This is a genomic window from Halalkalicoccus tibetensis, assembly GCF_037996645.1.
Lineage (GTDB): Archaea > Halobacteriota > Halobacteria > Halobacteriales > Halalkalicoccaceae > Halalkalicoccus > Halalkalicoccus tibetensis.
Genome location: NZ_JBBMXV010000001.1, coordinates 61388 through 76837, shown reverse-complemented (window position 1 = coordinate 76837; position 15450 = coordinate 61388). Strand labels below are relative to the sequence as shown.

Here is a 15450-nt window from a genome sequence, read left to right as displayed (position 1 = left end):
CACCGGGAGTTGACAATCCTTAAGCCTGGGACGGGGTTACCGGGTTGCAAGCATGAACGTGGTGGTTTCTATCGGCGGCAGCGTCCTCGCGCCCGATCTGGGTGCGAACCGCGTCGCCGAGCACGCCGGCGTCATCCGGGAGCTCGCCGACGAGGGCTGTTCGATCGGCGCGGTCGTCGGCGGCGGCGGGGTCGCACGCGAGTACATCGGCACCGCCCGCGACCTCGGCGCCAACGAGATCGAGCTCGACACGATCGGGATCGACGTCACCCGGCTCAACGCCCGCCTGCTGATCGCCGCGCTGGGCGAGGCCGTGGTGCCGGCCCCCGTGAAGACCTACGAGGAGGCCGGCGAAGTCCTGCGGGACGGCGACGTCTGCGTGATGGGTGGGGTCGCGCCGGCCCAGACCACCGACGCGGTCAGCGCCGCCCTCGCGGAGTACACCAACGCCGACCTGCTCGTCTACGCGACGAGCGTCCCCGGAGTCTTCAGCGCCGATCCCAACGAGGACCCCGACGCCGAGCGCTACGACGAGATCACCGCCACCGAGCTGGTCGACACCATCGCGGACATCGAGATGACCGCGGGTTCCTCGGCGCCGGTCGACCTGCTCGCGGCGAAGATCATCGAGCGTTCGGGAATGCGAACCATCGTCCTCGACGGCACCGAACCCGAACGGATCGCCTCCGCAGTCAGGTACGGCGACCACGAGGGTACCGACGTCGTCCCGGAGGGCGTGGGCGACGAACCCACCTACTGGGCCGAGGATGAGCGATAGCACCGATAGGGGTTCGAGCGCGGGCGCGGAAACGGACGCGAACCCCTACACGCTCCACGACGACGGCGAGGACGGTGGGGAACGCGGGTTCGTCTTCTGGGCCGACGAGATGGCCGACGAGGTCGAACGCAGGGACCCGGACGAGCCAGTCGTCATCAAGGGCGGGATCTCCCCCTCCGGGGTGCCCCACATCGGCAACGTCAACGAGATCATGCGGGGCTACTTCGTCGCCGAAGTCCTCCGCGAGCGGGGCCACGAGATCCGGCAGGTGTTCACCGCCGACGACAAGGACCGGCTCAGGGGACTGCCCCGAAAGCTGGCGGATCTGGACGGCAACATCGTGGATCTCGGCGACGTGAACGCCGGCGCGCTCGGGCGCAACCTCGGCAAGCCCTACACCGCGATCCCCGATCCCTTCGGCTGCTGTGACTCGTATGGCGACCACTTCTCGACGCTGATCGGGCGCAGCGCCGATCTCCTGGAGGTACCGATCGAGATCGAATCGAACACCGCGATGTACGCCGACGGCGAGTTCGAGGAGAGCACGCGATACCTGCTCGAGAACCGTGAGCGCGCCCGAGAGGTCCTCGCGGAGTACCAGGACGGCGTCGACGAGGAGTACGTCCCCTTCCTCGCCGAGTGTTCCGAGTGTGGACATCTGACCGACCGGATCACGGGCGTGGACCTCGAATCGAACACGGTCGAGTACGAATGTGTCGACGTCGAGGCCGGCGAACAGGTCATCGACGGCTGCGGACACGAGGGAAGCGCCGGGTTGGGGGAGGGCAAGCTCCCCTGGCGCTTCGAGTGGGTCGCCCAGTGGAAGGCCCTCGGGGTGGATTTCGAGCCCTTCGGCAAGGACCACGCGGAGGGCTCCTGGCCCAGCGGCCAGGACATCGCCCGCAACGTCTTCGGGTTCGAACCGCCGGTCCCGATGGTCTACGAGTGGTTCACCCTCGACGGCGAGGCCTTCTCCTCCTCGGCGGGCAACGTGATGCTCGTCTCGGAGGTATTGGAGCTGATCGAACCCGAGGTCCTCCGATATTTCTTCGCGAAGGATCCCAGTCGAGCACGCGACTTCGACGTCGAGCGGATCGATCTCTTGGTGGACGAGTTCGACCGGCTCGAACGGATCTACTTCGGCGAGGAGGAGGCCGACGAGCGCGAACGGGCACGCGCCGAGCGGGTCTACCCGCTCTGTGTCGGGGAGGTCCCCGAGGAGCGGATCCGGCTTCCCTACACCTTCGCCGCGGTGTTGGGCATGACCGACGATCCCGACCTGCGCGAGGAGATCGCCCGCCGCGAGGGCCACATCCCCGAGGACGCTTCGCGGGAAACCGTCGAAGACGCCCTCGCGCGCGTGGAGCTCGCGCGCAACTGGGCCCGCGAAACCGGAAACGAGTACGACTACGACCTCAAGCGGACGGAGCTGCCCGAGGTCGAGGTCGACGAGGACACCGAGCGGGCCCTCGCAGAACTGGCGGAGTTCGTCGAGGCGGGCCACACTCCCGAGGAGATCCAGGGCGAGATCTACGAGGCCGCCAAGCGAAACGACGTCCCCGTCGGCGACTTCTTCACGACGGGCTATCGCCTCTTCTTCGACCAGGAGCAGGGCCCGAAGCTCGGGAGCTTCCTGGGCAAGCTCGATCGGGAGTTCGTCCTCGCGCGGCTTCGCCGCGAGCGCTGAGCCGGGGCAACACTTTTGTTTCATGCCAGAGTGTAGCATGCATGGACGAGACGTTCGTGCGGCTGTTCTGTCCCGACTGCCGGAAGACCTGGGAGCGAAAGCCGGCCGATCTGCCCGCCCACAGCGCGGAGTTCGAGTGTGACGGCTGTGCGGCCGAGGGACGGACCGCGGAGTTCACCCGCACCGATCACGACCTCGCGGTGCTGAAGCAGTTCCGGTAGCGCTCGAACCAAACCCATTTGAGCGGGCACCGCCGAAGAGGGGTAATGAGTACGCTCACGTGGGTCCTCGTGGGTCTCGCGCTCTACTGGGCGGCCCTCCTCTCGCTTCGCAACCGGGGGCTGTTGCCCGGCTACGTCGGCACCCAGGGCCCGATCATCACCCTCCACACGAAACGCGGCCGCGACCTCCTCGATCGGCTCTCGAAGCCAAAGCGGTTCTGGCGCGCCTTCAGCAACGTCGGCGTCGGGATCGCGCTCGTCGTGATGACGCTGTCGTTCGCCTTCGTCCTCTTTACGGCCATCTCGGCGCTCTACACACCGGAGACGACCGCGAGCGCGGTCACCGAACCCCGGAACGTCGTCATCGTCCCCGGCGTCAACGACTTCCTGCCCCTTTCGGTGGCTCCCGAGATCGTCTTCGGACTCCTGGTCGCCCTGGTCGTCCACGAGGGCGCTCATGGACTCCTTTGCCGGGTCGAGGACATCGACATCGAGTCGATGGGCGTCGCGCTGCTCGCGATCGTCCCGATGGGCGCGTTCGTCGAGCCCGACTACGAGAGCCAGGAGCGGGCCGACCGCGGCGGGAAGACGCGGATGTTCGCCGCGGGCGTCACCGCGAACTTCATCGTGACGATCGTCGCCTTCGCGCTGCTGTTCGGCCCGGTCGTCGGCGCGATCGGGGTCGCGCCCGGCGCCGCGGTCGGCGGGTCGTTCCCCGGCTCGCCGGCCGACGAGGCCGGTATCGCCGAGGGCGACAGGATCACCGCCGTCGAGGGCGAGGCGATCGCCGACGAGGACGAGCTCGAGGCGGCGCTGGCCGACGCCGAGGGCGAGGTGGCCCTGACGGTCGCGAGCGGGGACGAGGAACGCGAGGTGACCGTCGACCGCGAGGTGAGCGTCATCGAGGCCGTCGAGGACGGCCCGAGCGGGCTCGACACCGGCGATTCGATCGCCGCGGTGAACGACGAGGCAGTGACGGCCGACGACGAGTTCCGCGAGGCCATCGCCGCGGAACCGATCGCGACCGTCGAAACCGGCGACGGCGAGGAACACACCTTCGCCGCGGGCGCGCTCTCGGCCGTCGGAGACGGTCCCGGCGCCGAGGCCGGCATGCTCGAGGGCGAGCAGGTCGTGATCACGGCGATCGACGGCGAGCGCGTGCTCGACGACGAGGAGCTGACGACCGTCCTCCAGGGGACCGAGCCCGGTCAGGAGGTCGAGATCGAGGCGTACGTCGACGGCGAGCCCGAGAGCTACGCCGTCGAGCTCGGCGAGCATCCCGAAGGCTACGGGCAGGTCGGGATCGAGGTCCAGCCCGGCGTGACCGGGCTGGTCGTCGACGATCTCGGCATCCAGCCGTATCCCGCCGAGACCTATCTCGGGCTGATCGGCGGCGAGGGAAGCGACACCTTCGTCGGCGCGATCGTCGTCGCGCTCCTGCTGCCGCTCGCCGGCATCGGCGGGTTCGGCCTGCCCTTCAACTTCGCGGGCTTCACCGGCTTCGCCACGAACTTCTACGTCGTCGAGGGGGCGCTCGCGCCGCTGGGCGGCGGCGTCTTCCTGCTCGCGAACCTGCTGTTCTGGACCGGCTGGATCAACCTCAACCTCGGCTTCTTCAACTGCATCCCCGCCTTCCCGCTCGACGGCGGGCATATCCTGCGGTCGAGCACCGAGGCGATCGTCTCCCGATTACCCATCGAAGGCAGCTACGAGCTGACGAAGACGGTGACGATCTCGGTGGGCGTGACGATGCTGATGGGGCTGGTGCTCATGATCTTCGGGCAGGGACTACTCGCCTAGATCGTAGCGCTCGCGGAACTCCTCTGGGGTGATCTCGATCCGCTCGAACTCGCCGAAGTCCCGCTCATAGTGGCGCACGACCTGTTCTGCGATCCACGCGCTGAACTCGTCGTCGAAGCGCCATTCCCCTTCCTCGTCGGGTACCGAGAACCGCTCGTCGGTCGCGAGCGCGACGTAGACGTGGTAGAACCCCAAAATGACGTCCGCGAACTCCCGGCCCGTCGTCGCGATCTCCTCGCGTTTGTCCCCCAGCTCCCCGTGGCCCGCGTCGGTGAGCGCGAAGTACTTGCGGTCGGGTTCGTCCTCGCGCTCGACCCGCTCGGCCCAGCCCTCCTCCTCGAACTTGTAAAGGATGGGGTAGACCGAGCCGTAGGAGGGCTCCCAGTGGCCGCCGCTGATCTCGGTGATCTCCTTCAGGATCTCGTAGCCGTACCGGGGGCGCTCGGCGAGGAGCTCGAGGACGAGATACGAGATGAGTCCCTTGGGCGGCCCACTCTTTCGCATTGAGTTCCGTTCAGACGGGCGAGGTGAAAGCGTTTCGTTTCCGACACCCACACCCGTCGTGGTGGTGTATCCCCCACTATGAGCGACCCCGTCCGGGTGTGGCTCGTCGAGCGCACCTACTCCGACGACGAACAGAACGTCATCGTCCTCACCTACGCGACCCCCGACGGGCGCCGCGACTTCCGCAAGGAGCGCGCCCTGCCGAGCTTCTCCGGGCCCGGCCGCGAGACGAGAGCCTCGCTCGAGGTCGACCCCGGCAACCTCGGGTACGTCGATGACCCCGAAACGCGCGAGATCTACGCGAGCGAGGTCGAGCGCGTTCGCGAACGCCACGATCCCGACGACCCCGTGTAGAAAGGTCCTTCCCGCAGCCCTCCCAACGCACGCCCATGTCACGACGCGAGCCACCACGCACCGAGGAGGGGTTGTACGTGCTTCACGACCTCCGGAGCGTCGACTGGGACGCCTGGCGCGGGGCCGGGGAACGCGACCAGGAAGCCGCCATCGAGGAGGGGATCGCGTACCTCCAGGACCACGCCGACGTCGAGGAGGGCGACACCGCCGTGTTCAGCGTGCTCGGCCACAAAGCCGACCTCCTGATCCTCCATCTCCGGCCCACGCTCGCCGAACTCGACGCCGCCGAGCGCGAGTTCGAGAAGTGCGCGCTCGCGGAGTTCACCGACCGGGCGAGCTCCTATCTCTCGGTCACGGAGGCCTCGGGCTATACGGAGGCCGCAGCGGACTACTTCGATCCCGACGCCGAGGCCGATCCCGGGCTGCAGCGCTACATGGACTCGCGGATCCACCCCGAGCTCCCCGAGACGGAGTTCGTCAGCTTCTACCCGATGTCGAAACGCCGCGACCCCGAGTACAACTGGTACGATCTGCCATTCGAGGAGCGCCGCGAGCTGATGGAGGCCCACGGCGACATCGGGCGCGACTACGCGGGAAAGGTCACCCAGATCATCTCCGGCAGCGTCGGGATGGACGACCACGAGTGGGGCGTCACCCTCTTCGCCGACGAGATGACCGACATCAAGCACCTGCTCTACGAGATGCGCTTCGACCCCTCCTCCTCGAAGTACGCGGAGTTCGGCCGGTTCTACACGGGCCGACGGTTCGCGCCGAGCGATCTGGACGCCTTCCTCGCGGGCGAGGCGGTCGAGTACGAAGCCGAGGGCGAGAGCGAGGCGGACGCGGACGTCGAGGGCGAACTGGCCGAGGAGTTCGGCCGCCTCGGCCTCGCTTTCGACGCCCCCGAGGGCGCCCATGGGCTCGTCCTCCGTTCGGAGGTGGACGTCGAGGACGTCCGCGAGGAGGTCGACGGGCTGCGCGGGAACTTCGAACACTACGACAGCCACGTGCTGACGGAGGTCCACGACGACGACGGCGAAGCGGTGGTCGTCAGCGTCTGGGAGACCGAGCGCGCCGCCGGCACCGCCCGCGGGTTCCTCGAGGAGCTCCCCGGGGTACGCGAGGTGACGGCGGGCGCGCTCGCCGACGAGGACGTCGAGCCCGCGGAAACCGGCGAAGCCGAGGGCGCGGACGACGACATCCGCGGCGAGCTCGCGGATCTGGACATCTACGCGGGCAAACCCCACGGCGAGGACGTCTACGCGATGGTCCTGTACTCCGAGGCCGACCCCGACGAGCTGGCTCCCGAAGTAGAGGACCTCTCCGATGGGTTCGACCGCTACGACACTCACGTCAAGACCGCGACCTATCAGGCGGAGGGTGGCGGACGCTCGGCCGTCGTCAGCATCTGGCAGACGGCCGACGCCGCCGACACCGCAGGCGGCTTCCTGGCCGACCTGCCCGGAATAGTAGCCAGAGCGGGCGAGGAATCGGGCTTCGGGACGATGGGGATGTTCTACACCGTCAAGCCCGAACACAGGGACGACTTCGTCGAGAAGTTCGAGGTCGTGGGCGGGCTGCTCGAGGAGATGGAGGGCCACCACGACACCGACCTGATGGTGAACGTCGACGACGAGAACGACATGTTCATCGCCAGCCAGTGGCGCTCGAAGGAGGACGCGATGGGCTTCTTCCGTTCCGAGGAGTTCCGCGACACGGTCCAGTGGGGCCGTGACGTGCTCGCCGACCGGCCCCGCCACGTCTTCCTCGCATGAGCGAGGGCCCGGCGGAGGGGCGCTCCGCCGAGGGACTCAGGATCGCGATTCTGGCGGGCTTTCCCGTCGTCGTCGCGCTGGCGATCGGGCTGCTCTCGGGCAACCCCCGCTCGGGGCTGGTGATCGGCGCCGGAATGGGGCTGGGGCTGGCGCTCGCGGTCGTCGTCTACGGGCGGCTCGCGGGCTGAACGCGGTCAGTCCGCGAGCAGGTAGCCCGCGACGCCGCCGAGCCCGAAGGCGAGCGTGAGCGCGATCCACTTCCCGGCCGGGCGGCCCTGCCGCCGGGCGTGAAGCAGGACGCCGGCCGCGAGCAGCGTGTGAAACGCCGCGGTCAGCAGGAGGAACGAGGCGAGCACCTCAGTCGGCGGGCTGCTTGTCGATCCCGGCCTCGCGGAGGTCCTCGCCGTCGACGGAGGAGCGAAGCGAGTCCATCCCGTCGTCGCGCTCGATCCCGAAGTTCGTCGCGTAGAGCTCCGCGACGCGGTCGAGTTCCTCCTCGGAGAGCTCCGGCACGTCGCTCGCGCCGGCCCACTCGTCGATGTCGTCGGTCGTGCGGAAGGTGGGTGTCACGGTGGCGACGGCGTCGTGGGCGAGCAGCCACTTGATCGACGCCTGGCCCATCGTTCTCGCACCTTCCCGTTCGAGGAACCGGATCGCCTCCAACTTCTCCCATCCCGTCTCGTACCACGCGTCGGGCCGGAAGCCCCGGTGATCGCCCTCGCCGAGCTCGGTCTCCGGGGTGACCTGCTCGTTGAGCAGCCCCGAGGAGTGGGGCACGCGGGGGATGAGGCTCGTTTCTGCGTCGAGCTCGTCGATGGTCTCGAGGAAGTGGTTGCCGACCTCCTGTTCGAAGAGGTTCCAGACCAGTTGGACGGCGTCGAACCCCTCGGCGATCGCCGTGTCGCCCTCGGCGAGCCAGCCGATCGAGGGGCCCAGCGCGAGCCCGCGGGCGCGGATGCGGCCCTCGCTCTCGAGTTCGTCGAGCACGTCGAGCACCTCGGGGGTGAGCTCCTCGACGTCGGCGTTGTGCAGCTGGAGCACGTCGACGTAGTCGGTGTCGAGCCGGTCGAGGCTCCTCTCGACGGCGTCGCGGAGGTACTCGGGGTCCATCTCCTTCGGGAGCTCGCCGTGGCCGGCCTGCGGGTTGTTGTAGAAGTCGTAGCCGACCTTGGTGGCGATGGTGACCTCCTCGCGCCGATCGGCGAAGGCCTCGCCGACCAGCTCCTCCGAGCGGCCGTGGCCGTAGACGTCGCCCGTGTCGAAGTAGGTGATCCCCCGGTCGAACGCGTGGTCAAGCATCCCGATCGCGTCCTCGTCGGTTCGGTCGCCCCACCAGTCGGTGCCGACGGTCCAGGCGCCGAAGCCGACCTCGCTGACCTCGACGTCCGAGTCGCCGAGCGTGCGGTAGTGCATACTCGGGGTATGGGACGGGGGATACTTAGCGGATGCGGACCTTCGCTGACTATTATACAGTTGCAGTAGAACGCTATTCTGTAGGATCTGTTTCTCGAATCATCACCTCGTCGTCATCAGTGAGACTGATATGATACCCGCGAGTCTTCTCGTCAACTGCGGGTGTTTCATTTCCTTCCTCGTTAGCTGTGGCAGTCCCACTGGCCTTATGAACGATGTGATCTTCGTGAATTTCGACCGAGGCGCTATCGAGTCCGTCATACTCCTCGGTCGAAGCGTGAATGATCGTCGGATCATCGCTTCCTCCGCGTGCATTACTTGAAATCGCGAGCATCCCGCCGATAGCTGCACCGATTCCGATAAGTACGTTCCGTCGTCCGAATTTATCTTGGTGATCTTTCAGCATGAGCAGTTCCTCAGTAATATATTACTTTCCATATATGTTAATGTTCCTGATTAGATAGACCGATGTAGAACGCGACAGAGATACGGTAGCTGTTAACCAAAAACACTGCTATAACGTAATAGATTATCAAAAGAAGAACCGTTGCAAGTGCAGTACCAAGCGGCTCACTGTTCGGTGGATCAATGCCGAGTAGTTCCGTGCCGACGAGGCCAACGGTAACGAGTGGTAGATATACAAACAGAATGAAAAAAAGGTCGACCGCTGGAGCAATCACATTTCCGATTGCAGTATCTCTGATCAAACCACCAATATATGTACATACTGCAATCCCTGTTAAAACACAAAAAATAAGCACTATAGACCGTTCGAATCCACTTAACTCAACGCCGTCGGTTTGGGTCATGTAGTTGGGCCGAACTCCGTTCCCAATAAACGCCGGGCTTGGCTTCCGGAGTAGTCTGCACTGCCTTCCCATCGGTACGTTCCATCGCTACGACCTCGAACGAACAGTTCGTGATCCACATAGGTACGTTCGAATGAAAGCCGGAAATCGTCGTTGTAGTAACTCGCTTTCATTGTTATCGTAGCAGTGGTTAATGTGCTCAACGGGAGATTGGAGCCACAGTTCCCGAGTTGAGCCAAGAATGTATCCCACCTACTCGTGATCTTTATTGTTTTATATAATTCCTCGTAACTATCTAGAATCTGTTCACCAGCGGATGTGATTCGGTATCGGTTCTGCTCTTTTCGGATCCAGTATAGCTTAGAAAGGTCGGCAAGAATTCTTTGGACAGTCGGTCGTGATATCGAATATTGAGAAACAAGCTCACAGGGTCGTGCTGGCTGATTCCTGAGAGATTTGAGAATGTAAAACCGATTCATCGAACCAGTTAAGATTTAATTTTATTGTGTTGCTCTATTATTCGAAAAGTATTTAGCATATACTTAGCTATTTTGATTTGTAAGGATGACAGTGTATACGCTGATTCTGTCTCTAGAATGATTGAATGGCCGTGACGCACAACCGAACCCCATTTGAACGCGCCCGCCGAACGGGGGCCATGACGAAACGCCACGTCTCGCTCCCCGCGGAGGCCGAGGAAGGGGTCGAGGCGTTCATCACGGAGGTCGACGACCGGCTCGCCGGCGAGGAGGACACCTGCGAGGTCGTTCGCGACACCCTCGTGGACCTCTACGGGGACCGGGAGGCCTACGAGCGCTGGCAAGCGGGCGGGGACGTTTCGCCGGCCGAGCGGGTCAGGCTCCAGGGCTACGACCCCTGTAACTCCACCCTCGAAAGCGAGTACTACGCCGAGAAGGACGAGGCGAAGTTCAGGCGGTCGAAACACCTCCAGTGGCTCTGGCGGCAGTTCGACGCCACGCCGATGGCCGACAACGTCGAGTTCGCGATCCGGTTCCGGCGGATGCTCGCCGACCACCTCTTCGAGGAGTGTGGCGAGGGCTGTCGGTTCTTCAAGGGGATCTCCTTTACGTACGGCCACAACATCACCGTCGGCGACAACACGGTGGTCCACGACGACGTCCACCTCGACGACCGCGGCCGGTTGGAGATCGGAAACAGGGTATCGATCTCCGACGGCGCCCACCTCTACAGCCACGACCACGACATCGTCGACCAGACGCAGGTGACGAACTTCGAGACGCGCGTCGAGGACGACGCCCGCGTCACCTACGACGCGATGGTCCGGGCGGGCTGCGTGGTGGGCGAGAACAGCATCGTCGGGGCGCGCGCGATCGTCCAGGGCGACGTGCCCGCCCACCACGTCGTCGTCGGAACCCCCGCGAAGAGCGTGCGGGTCAAGCCGGGGTTCGAGGACCGCGCCGAGCCGGTCGAGGGGCGACTGGTGAACCGCCAGGACGAACGCGAGATCCCCTCCGAGCTGCCGCCGGACCTGGAGCCGTTCGACGAGTTCGGGCGGACGCTCGAGCCCGAGGACGGGACACGGTAGGCCGGAACGTGTTTCACGAGCGCGCGTGCCGGTCGTACTTTTAAGCGGCTGGGCGGAGTAGCCCGAACCGATGCGACCACAACAGTACGTGCCGCTCGCGGTTTCGACGGATAGCGAGGATCAACTGCCGGCGGGCGTACGCTCGGTGATCGAGACGCTCCGGCCGATCGTCGTCAAACACGGCCGAATGGGCACCCTCTCGCTGCTCGCCGGCGGGTTCACGGTCCTGAAGGGGCTTGCGGCGCTCCGTTCGAGCAAGGGGAAGGCACTGCGCCAGATCGCCGTCGGCGCGGGCTGGATCGCCATCGGGCGCGCCCAGCGACAGGCCTCCGAGGGCGACGTCGAGGTCAGCGAGCCGTGGACGAGCGACGACGATGACGACGATACCGGGAGCGGGGACGGCCCCGAGAAGGAGGAGCCCGGCGTGATCGCCGAGGAGAACACCGAATCACCGCGTGACTTCGGCGACCCGGAGACCGGCGAGACGCCCGAGGACGAGGCCCAGGGCGCCGGCGAGGAGGCCGAGATCACCGGCCCGACGGAGGGCGACGCGGTCCCCGAGAACACCAAGGAGGGCGGCTCCGAGGGCCATCCCGCCGACGACGTCCAGATGGTCAACGACGACGAGGACGAGCTCAACGAGGGAAGCCTCCAGACCGACGAGGAAGAGGAGGACGCCGCCGGCGAGGACGAGGAGTAGACGGCTTCGAACCCGCCGTTCTGGAGCGAGAGACTCGGCGTTTTTGTCAGAATCGTTCTCCTGGGGACCCGTGGCGTGCCCGGAATCGGCCGGTGGGCCGTTCGGGCCGTCAGCGGTCGAATACGACGTTTCGGCGGAACGACGGGTGCGGTGATCGTTGCCGATCCGGTTCTACGGACGTGATCGGTGCGCACGCCGATCGATGGCGAGGGGAGCGTTATTCATCCCCGTCCGACTCCTCGTCTTCCCCGCTTTCGTCCTCCTCGCCGTCGGCATCGTCATCGTCGTCGCTGTCGTCGTCACCTTCCTCGGATCCCCCGCCGTCCTCGCGCAGCTCCTCGACCTCCTCGTAGTCCTTCGCGAGCAGGTGGAGCTGCTTGACTGGGGTGTAGTCGGTGCTGTCGTCCTTCTCGAACTCGACCAGCCGGTAGTTCGGCGGGTAGTCGCTGCCGGTGCGTCCGTCCCACCGGATCTCCCAGCCGGCCTCGAGCAGTTCCTTCACGTCGTCGAGCGAGTCTGGTGCGGTCATTGGACACACCCACCGCGAACGTATCGGAGGGCGATTATAGTTGTTGGTGTCACGACGCCGTAACGGCGTCACCTCGCGCGGCAGCGCTCGCGACATACTATCACGGTCGCTCGCGGAGAGTGATTCAGAGAAGTGCGCCGGCCGGGAGACGAACTCGGTCGTTTCGCTCGCTGGCGCTCGCTACACTCCCTGCTCAACGCCCGTATAACGATATGTCTGCTCGCGTGAGTGCTCGTAGAAACATGCGCCGGCCGGGAGTTGAACCCGGGCTATGAGCTTGGGAAGCTCATGTCCTACCACTAGACCACCGGCGCGTTCGTCGCTTTGCTCCTCACGCGCCGAGGATCGCGATTCCTTCGGAATCGCTCACCACCGGCGCTCAGTTCGTTCGCGTCCGTTGTCCGTATGACTGCCATCGGACACCGGCGCTTACCCCCGAATAGCCGACCGCGTCACTTGAACGTAGCGCTTCGAGTCGGTGGACATCCGTCCGGTTTCGGGTCCCGGTAGGTGGGTATTAGGCGCTGTAGTCACTACCCCTCCCCATGATCGACCTGCGGTTCTCCGAGGAGGAGCTCGACACCGTCCACGACCGGATCACCGGGTTCGTCACCGACACCGTCGCCGAGGCCGGCGCCGACGGCGCGATACTGGGGCTCTCGGGCGGGATCGACAGCACGCTCACCGCGTATCTGGCCGTCGACGCCCTCGGTGCGGAGAACCTCCGCGGGCTCGTCCTCCCCGGGAAGGTGAGCAGCGAGGAGAACATGAGCGACGCCGAGCGGGTCGCCCAGGAGCTCGGCATCACCTACGACGTCATCGAGATCGACCCCATCGTCGAGACGTTCGTCTCGACGGTGCCCGAGGTCGAGGGCGACCACGTCGCGGTCGGCAACGCACGCGCGCGGACCCGTGCGGTGCTCAACTACCTGCTCGCGAACCACGAGAACCGGGTCGTGCTGGGGACGGGCAACCGCGCGGAGGCCGCGGTGGGCTACTTCACGAAGTACGGCGACGGCGCGGTCGACTGCCACCCCATCGGCAACCTCTACAAACAGCAGGTCCGCCAGCTCGCCCACCACGTCGGCGTGCCCGAGGACCTCGCCGAGAAGACCCCCACCGCCGAGCTCTGGGAGGACCAGACCGACGAGGGCGAGCTCGGGATCGACTACGACACCCTCGACGGGGTTCTCGCGCTGCATATCGACGGGCCGCTGTCGGTTTCGGCCACGAGCGAGGCCGTCGGCTGTGAGGAGAGCGTCGTGGAGGACGTCCGGGCGCTCTACGAGCGAAGCGCACACAAGCGCGCGGTACCCCCGGCACCCGAGCGCTAACGACGCCGGTCGATCAGCTCCGCGAACGCCACTCGTCCTCGAGGTAGCCGTACCAGTGGACGTCGTGCCACTCGCCGTCGACGAACTCGCCGTCGCGGTGGACGCCCTCCTGCGTGAAGCCGATCGACTCGAGGAGTCCTCTCGAGGCCTCGTTGAACGCGAAGACGCGCGCGGCGATACGATGGAGGCCCAACTGGTCGAAGCCGTAGCCGACGACTCGTCGAGCCGCCTCGCCTCCGTACCCCTTCCGGTGGTGCTCGGGCGCGATCCAGTAGCCGAGTTCGGCGTACCGGGACGGCCAGTCGAACGAGTTCAGCCCGATCGTCCCCACGGGCGTCCCATCGGCGACGACCATGAGGTTCACCGTCTCGTCGCCACAGACGACGTTCTCGAAGAACTCGCGCTCCTGGGCGGCGTTGACCGGCTGCTGGCGGCCGATCGCCCGCCATACACGCGGATCATTGATCTGGCGCTGGAGGAACTCGAGGTCGTCCTCCTCGATCGGCCGGAGATCGACGTGATCACCCGAGAGGAACACCGTATCAGGCATGCCGACTCGTTTCTCCGGGCTGCTGAAAAAGATGCCTAGGGAGTGGTGAAGGGCCTATTGCTACTCGTACAGCACGTCGATATCGTCGGCACGAGGCCACCGGAGGCTCGTGCCTCACGTCGTTCCTGCGTTTCGCGGTCACGATCATCCCGAACCGTCCAGGTGAGCTCGTCGAGACCCGCGGGCGTGAGGGCGTTGCGCCGTTCGGGACGGTCGATCGTGACGCGGCGGATCCCGTCCGCGGACTCGGTGCTGATCACGGGACCGTGGCGGTTTCCAAAGGTCTTTGCCCCTTCCATCCTTACCGACGTCAAATGGAACAGGCCGAGTTGGCACGCCGGGGCGCGCGCGAGGCCCTCGCCGACATCGAACCACCGCGGCTGGCCGACCGGATCAACGCGGTGCTCGCGGCGGGCTCGATGGCCCCCGGGGCGCTGGTCCCTCTGGTCGCCCGGAGCGCCGACCCGGCGGTCGACCCCGGGAGCCTGGAGGAGCGCGCCGCGGGCGTCCAGCTCATCTACGAGGGCCTGCGCCTGACCCGCCGGCTCGCCCACGAGGAGCCCTGGGCCGACTCGGCGGACCACACCGACGCGAACCTCGACGTGCTGGCCGCGGACATCCTCGTCTCGCGGGGCTTCTACCTGCTCGCGATGACCGACGCCGCCGCGAAGGCCGTCGAGACCATCCGCGCCTTTGGCCGGGACCAGACCCACCGACGGGAGCCCGACGCGGATCGCGAGGCGCTCGACGCCAACCTCGAACGCGACGTCTTCGAACTGGCGGGCGTCGCGGGCGCGAGCGCCGTCGAGCCGGCGGTGCCGAGCGAGGCCGAGGCCGCCCTCGCGGGGATCGCCCGGGAGGTCGGCGAGCCGCTCGCCGACGCCGGGAGCCTGTTTCGCGGGACGGCGTTGTGGCCCGACGCCGACGAGCAAGTCCCGCCCCCGACCGATCCCTAACCGTGCGAGGGGAGGCCGGTCGGGATGGAAACCCTTAAAGTCGCTCCGCGGAAAGGAAGCGATGCCTGCCTGGGTAGCTTAGCGGTAAAGCGCGTCCTTGGTAAGGACGAGACCCCGGGTTCAAATCCCGGCCTAGGCTTCGCACCTTTTGCGCTGCGCTCCTTCGCTTCGCTCAGTCGCTCGGCAAAAGCTGCACCAAAAGCGCAGAAGCCTCCCGATGGTCGGCTTCTGCTACCGCTCGTTTCCTTCGGTCACTCGCGGTGAAGTCCCTAGCAGCCGGGCACGAAAAGCCGGTTACGAGACAAGGAAATCCGCTCAAACAGCACAAAATAGTGATAATGGATCGAATAGATTATTAGAGTGTATTCAAATCTGTTCACACCTATATAGAAATTTAGTTTATGATGGTAATCAGGTATATTACTGATCGGTATTCATTTCCTACCGTCACGTTTAACGTAATTGTCGTAGAT

At 65.7% G+C, this 15450-nt stretch carries 20 protein-coding genes and 2 tRNA genes; 12 read left to right on the top strand and 10 right to left on the bottom strand.

The annotated features are described in order from the left end of the window. The first annotated feature begins 52 nt into the window (after positions 1-52). From pyrH to WOA58_RS00430, 4 genes are read left to right on the top strand one after another with little or no spacing between them, the layout of a single operon-like run. A complete protein-coding gene (gene pyrH, locus WOA58_RS00445; RefSeq protein WP_340602153.1) occupies positions 53-778 on the top strand; it encodes a UMP kinase in 726 nt (241 codons plus the stop codon). After that, positions 768-2465 (top strand): lysine--tRNA ligase, encoded by a 1698-nt coding sequence (gene lysS / locus WOA58_RS00440; RefSeq protein ID WP_340602152.1) that lies wholly within the window; start codon positions 768-770, stop codon positions 2463-2465. Before pyrH ends, lysS begins: the two co-directional genes overlap by 11 nt. Positions 2466-2506: 41 nt before the next feature. Then, positions 2507-2686: a DUF7836 family putative zinc-binding protein gene (locus tag WOA58_RS00435; RefSeq protein ID WP_340602151.1), complete on the top strand. Its 180-nt coding sequence runs from the start codon at positions 2507-2509 to the stop codon at positions 2684-2686. Between the two features lie 45 nt (positions 2687-2731). Continuing rightward, positions 2732-4486, top strand: a complete 1755-nt coding sequence (locus tag WOA58_RS00430) for a site-2 protease family protein (RefSeq protein ID WP_340602150.1) — start codon at positions 2732-2734, stop codon at positions 4484-4486. Here WOA58_RS00430 and WOA58_RS00425 read toward each other — a convergent pair. After that, entirely contained in the window at positions 4475-4990 is a 516-nt protein-coding gene (locus WOA58_RS00425; RefSeq protein WP_340602149.1) for a PadR family transcriptional regulator, read from the bottom strand. The genes WOA58_RS00430 and WOA58_RS00425 overlap by 12 nt on opposite strands. Positions 4991-5068: 78 nt before the next feature. Here WOA58_RS00425 and WOA58_RS00420 point away from each other — a divergent pair, with 78 nt between their 5' ends. Genes WOA58_RS00420 through WOA58_RS00410 form a run of 3 tightly spaced genes read left to right on the top strand, consistent with a single transcriptional unit; the run spans position 5069 to position 7307 of the window. Continuing rightward, positions 5069-5344: a hypothetical protein gene (locus WOA58_RS00420; protein WP_340602148.1), complete on the top strand. Its 276-nt coding sequence runs from the start codon at positions 5069-5071 to the stop codon at positions 5342-5344. Positions 5345-5379: 35 nt separating this feature from the next. Next, positions 5380-7119, top strand: coding sequence for a heme-binding protein (locus tag WOA58_RS00415; RefSeq protein WP_340602147.1), 1740 nt, complete (start codon positions 5380-5382; stop codon positions 7117-7119). Further along, positions 7116-7307, top strand: coding sequence for a hypothetical protein (locus tag WOA58_RS00410; protein ID WP_340602146.1), 192 nt, complete (start codon positions 7116-7118; stop codon positions 7305-7307). The genes WOA58_RS00415 and WOA58_RS00410 overlap by 4 nt, the downstream gene beginning before the upstream one ends. A gap of 6 nt (positions 7308-7313) precedes the next feature. Here the strand turns inward: WOA58_RS00410 and WOA58_RS00405 are convergent, their stop codons facing one another. The 5 genes from WOA58_RS00405 to WOA58_RS19040 all read right to left on the bottom strand — a co-directional run bounded on the left by WOA58_RS00405 (position 7314) and on the right by WOA58_RS19040 (position 9820). Beyond that, positions 7314-7475 carry a hypothetical protein gene (locus tag WOA58_RS00405; RefSeq protein WP_340602145.1) on the bottom strand — a complete coding sequence of 54 codons (162 nt, stop codon included), beginning with the start codon at positions 7473-7475 and terminating at the stop codon, positions 7314-7316. 1 nt (position 7476) lies between these two features. Beyond that, complete coding sequence (locus tag WOA58_RS00400) at positions 7477-8532, bottom strand: aldo/keto reductase (protein ID WP_340602144.1); 1056 nt, start codon at positions 8530-8532, stop codon at positions 7477-7479. A 73-nt stretch (positions 8533-8605) separates the two neighbouring features. Continuing rightward, positions 8606-8938 carry a hypothetical protein gene (locus tag WOA58_RS00395; protein ID WP_340602143.1) on the bottom strand — a complete coding sequence of 111 codons (333 nt, stop codon included), beginning with the start codon at positions 8936-8938 and terminating at the stop codon, positions 8606-8608. A gap of 37 nt (positions 8939-8975) precedes the next feature. Further along, positions 8976-9341, bottom strand: coding sequence for a hypothetical protein (locus tag WOA58_RS00390; RefSeq protein WP_340602142.1), 366 nt, complete (start codon positions 9339-9341; stop codon positions 8976-8978). Next, complete coding sequence (locus tag WOA58_RS19040) at positions 9338-9820, bottom strand: winged helix-turn-helix domain-containing protein (protein ID WP_390220154.1); 483 nt, start codon at positions 9818-9820, stop codon at positions 9338-9340. Before WOA58_RS19040 ends, WOA58_RS00390 begins: the two co-directional genes overlap by 4 nt. A gap of 179 nt (positions 9821-9999) precedes the next feature. Between WOA58_RS19040 and WOA58_RS00385 the strand changes: the two genes are divergently transcribed. Together WOA58_RS00385 and WOA58_RS00380 are read left to right on the top strand one after the other, a co-directional pair. Further along, complete coding sequence (locus WOA58_RS00385; protein WP_340602141.1) at positions 10000-10908, top strand: acyltransferase; 909 nt, start codon at positions 10000-10002, stop codon at positions 10906-10908. A gap of 70 nt (positions 10909-10978) precedes the next feature. After that, positions 10979-11608 carry a hypothetical protein gene (locus WOA58_RS00380; protein ID WP_340602140.1) on the top strand — a complete coding sequence of 210 codons (630 nt, stop codon included), beginning with the start codon at positions 10979-10981 and terminating at the stop codon, positions 11606-11608. Between the two features lie 217 nt (positions 11609-11825). Here WOA58_RS00380 and WOA58_RS00375 read toward each other — a convergent pair whose 3' ends face one another. After that, entirely contained in the window at positions 11826-12137 is a 312-nt protein-coding gene (locus WOA58_RS00375; protein WP_340602139.1) for a hypothetical protein, read from the bottom strand. A gap of 243 nt (positions 12138-12380) precedes the next feature. After that, positions 12381-12451: transfer RNA gene (locus WOA58_RS00370), tRNA-Gly, on the bottom strand. Between the two features lie 231 nt (positions 12452-12682). Between WOA58_RS00370 and WOA58_RS00365 the strand changes: the two genes are divergently transcribed. Beyond that, positions 12683-13471: an NAD+ synthase gene (locus tag WOA58_RS00365; protein ID WP_340602138.1), complete on the top strand. Its 789-nt coding sequence runs from the start codon at positions 12683-12685 to the stop codon at positions 13469-13471. Positions 13472-13484: 13 nt separating this feature from the next. On the opposite strand, the gene WOA58_RS00360 is transcribed toward WOA58_RS00365, so the two are convergent. Together WOA58_RS00360 and WOA58_RS00355 are read right to left on the bottom strand one after the other, a co-directional pair. Next, entirely contained in the window at positions 13485-14021 is a 537-nt protein-coding gene (locus WOA58_RS00360) for a GNAT family N-acetyltransferase (RefSeq protein WP_340602137.1), read from the bottom strand. Between the two features lie 35 nt (positions 14022-14056). Then, positions 14057-14320, bottom strand: a complete 264-nt coding sequence (locus tag WOA58_RS00355) for a Clp protease/crotonase-like domain-containing protein (protein ID WP_340602136.1) — start codon at positions 14318-14320, stop codon at positions 14057-14059. Positions 14321-14335: 15 nt separating this feature from the next. On the opposite strand from WOA58_RS00355, the gene WOA58_RS00350 reads away from it, so the two are divergent. Both WOA58_RS00350 and WOA58_RS00345 read left to right on the top strand, forming a co-directional pair. After that, the gene (locus WOA58_RS00350; RefSeq protein WP_340602135.1) at positions 14336-14977 is read left to right on the top strand and encodes a DUF7114 family protein; all 642 of its coding nucleotides are present in this window, start codon (positions 14336-14338) and stop codon (positions 14975-14977) included. Positions 14978-15044: 67 nt separating this feature from the next. Continuing rightward, positions 15045-15116, top strand: a tRNA-Thr gene (locus WOA58_RS00345). Positions 15117-15450 lie beyond the last annotated feature (334 nt).

What these genes read in the sequence shown, in the direction of transcription:
- WOA58_RS00375 (WP_340602139.1), bottom strand. Translation starts at nt 12,137, where the DNA reads ATGACCGCACCAGACTCGCTCGACGACGTGAAGGAACTGCTCGAGGCC.
- WOA58_RS00360 (WP_340602137.1), bottom strand. Translation starts at nt 14,021, where the DNA reads ATGCCTGATACGGTGTTCCTCTCGGGTGATCACGTCGATCTCCGGCCG.
- WOA58_RS00385 (WP_340602141.1), top strand. Translation starts at nt 10,000, where the DNA reads ATGACGAAACGCCACGTCTCGCTCCCCGCGGAGGCCGAGGAAGGGGTC.
- pyrH (WP_340602153.1), top strand. Translation starts at nt 53, where the DNA reads ATGAACGTGGTGGTTTCTATCGGCGGCAGCGTCCTCGCGCCCGATCTG.
- WOA58_RS00350 (WP_340602135.1), top strand. Translation starts at nt 14,336, where the DNA reads ATGGAACAGGCCGAGTTGGCACGCCGGGGCGCGCGCGAGGCCCTCGCC.
- WOA58_RS00420 (WP_340602148.1), top strand. Translation starts at nt 5,069, where the DNA reads ATGAGCGACCCCGTCCGGGTGTGGCTCGTCGAGCGCACCTACTCCGAC.
- WOA58_RS00435 (WP_340602151.1), top strand. Translation starts at nt 2,507, where the DNA reads ATGGACGAGACGTTCGTGCGGCTGTTCTGTCCCGACTGCCGGAAGACC.
- WOA58_RS00430 (WP_340602150.1), top strand. Translation starts at nt 2,732, where the DNA reads ATGAGTACGCTCACGTGGGTCCTCGTGGGTCTCGCGCTCTACTGGGCG.
- WOA58_RS00400 (WP_340602144.1), bottom strand. Translation starts at nt 8,532, where the DNA reads ATGCACTACCGCACGCTCGGCGACTCGGACGTCGAGGTCAGCGAGGTC.
- WOA58_RS00415 (WP_340602147.1), top strand. Translation starts at nt 5,380, where the DNA reads ATGTCACGACGCGAGCCACCACGCACCGAGGAGGGGTTGTACGTGCTT.
- WOA58_RS00395 (WP_340602143.1), bottom strand. Translation starts at nt 8,938, where the DNA reads ATGCTGAAAGATCACCAAGATAAATTCGGACGACGGAACGTACTTATC.
- WOA58_RS00355 (WP_340602136.1), bottom strand. Translation starts at nt 14,320, where the DNA reads ATGGAAGGGGCAAAGACCTTTGGAAACCGCCACGGTCCCGTGATCAGC.
- lysS (WP_340602152.1), top strand. Translation starts at nt 768, where the DNA reads ATGAGCGATAGCACCGATAGGGGTTCGAGCGCGGGCGCGGAAACGGAC.
- WOA58_RS00425 (WP_340602149.1), bottom strand. Translation starts at nt 4,990, where the DNA reads ATGCGAAAGAGTGGGCCGCCCAAGGGACTCATCTCGTATCTCGTCCTC.
- WOA58_RS00380 (WP_340602140.1), top strand. Translation starts at nt 10,979, where the DNA reads ATGCGACCACAACAGTACGTGCCGCTCGCGGTTTCGACGGATAGCGAG.
- WOA58_RS19040 (WP_390220154.1), bottom strand. Translation starts at nt 9,820, where the DNA reads ATGAATCGGTTTTACATTCTCAAATCTCTCAGGAATCAGCCAGCACGA.
- WOA58_RS00365 (WP_340602138.1), top strand. Translation starts at nt 12,683, where the DNA reads ATGATCGACCTGCGGTTCTCCGAGGAGGAGCTCGACACCGTCCACGAC.
- WOA58_RS00410 (WP_340602146.1), top strand. Translation starts at nt 7,116, where the DNA reads ATGAGCGAGGGCCCGGCGGAGGGGCGCTCCGCCGAGGGACTCAGGATC.
- WOA58_RS00390 (WP_340602142.1), bottom strand. Translation starts at nt 9,341, where the DNA reads ATGACCCAAACCGACGGCGTTGAGTTAAGTGGATTCGAACGGTCTATA.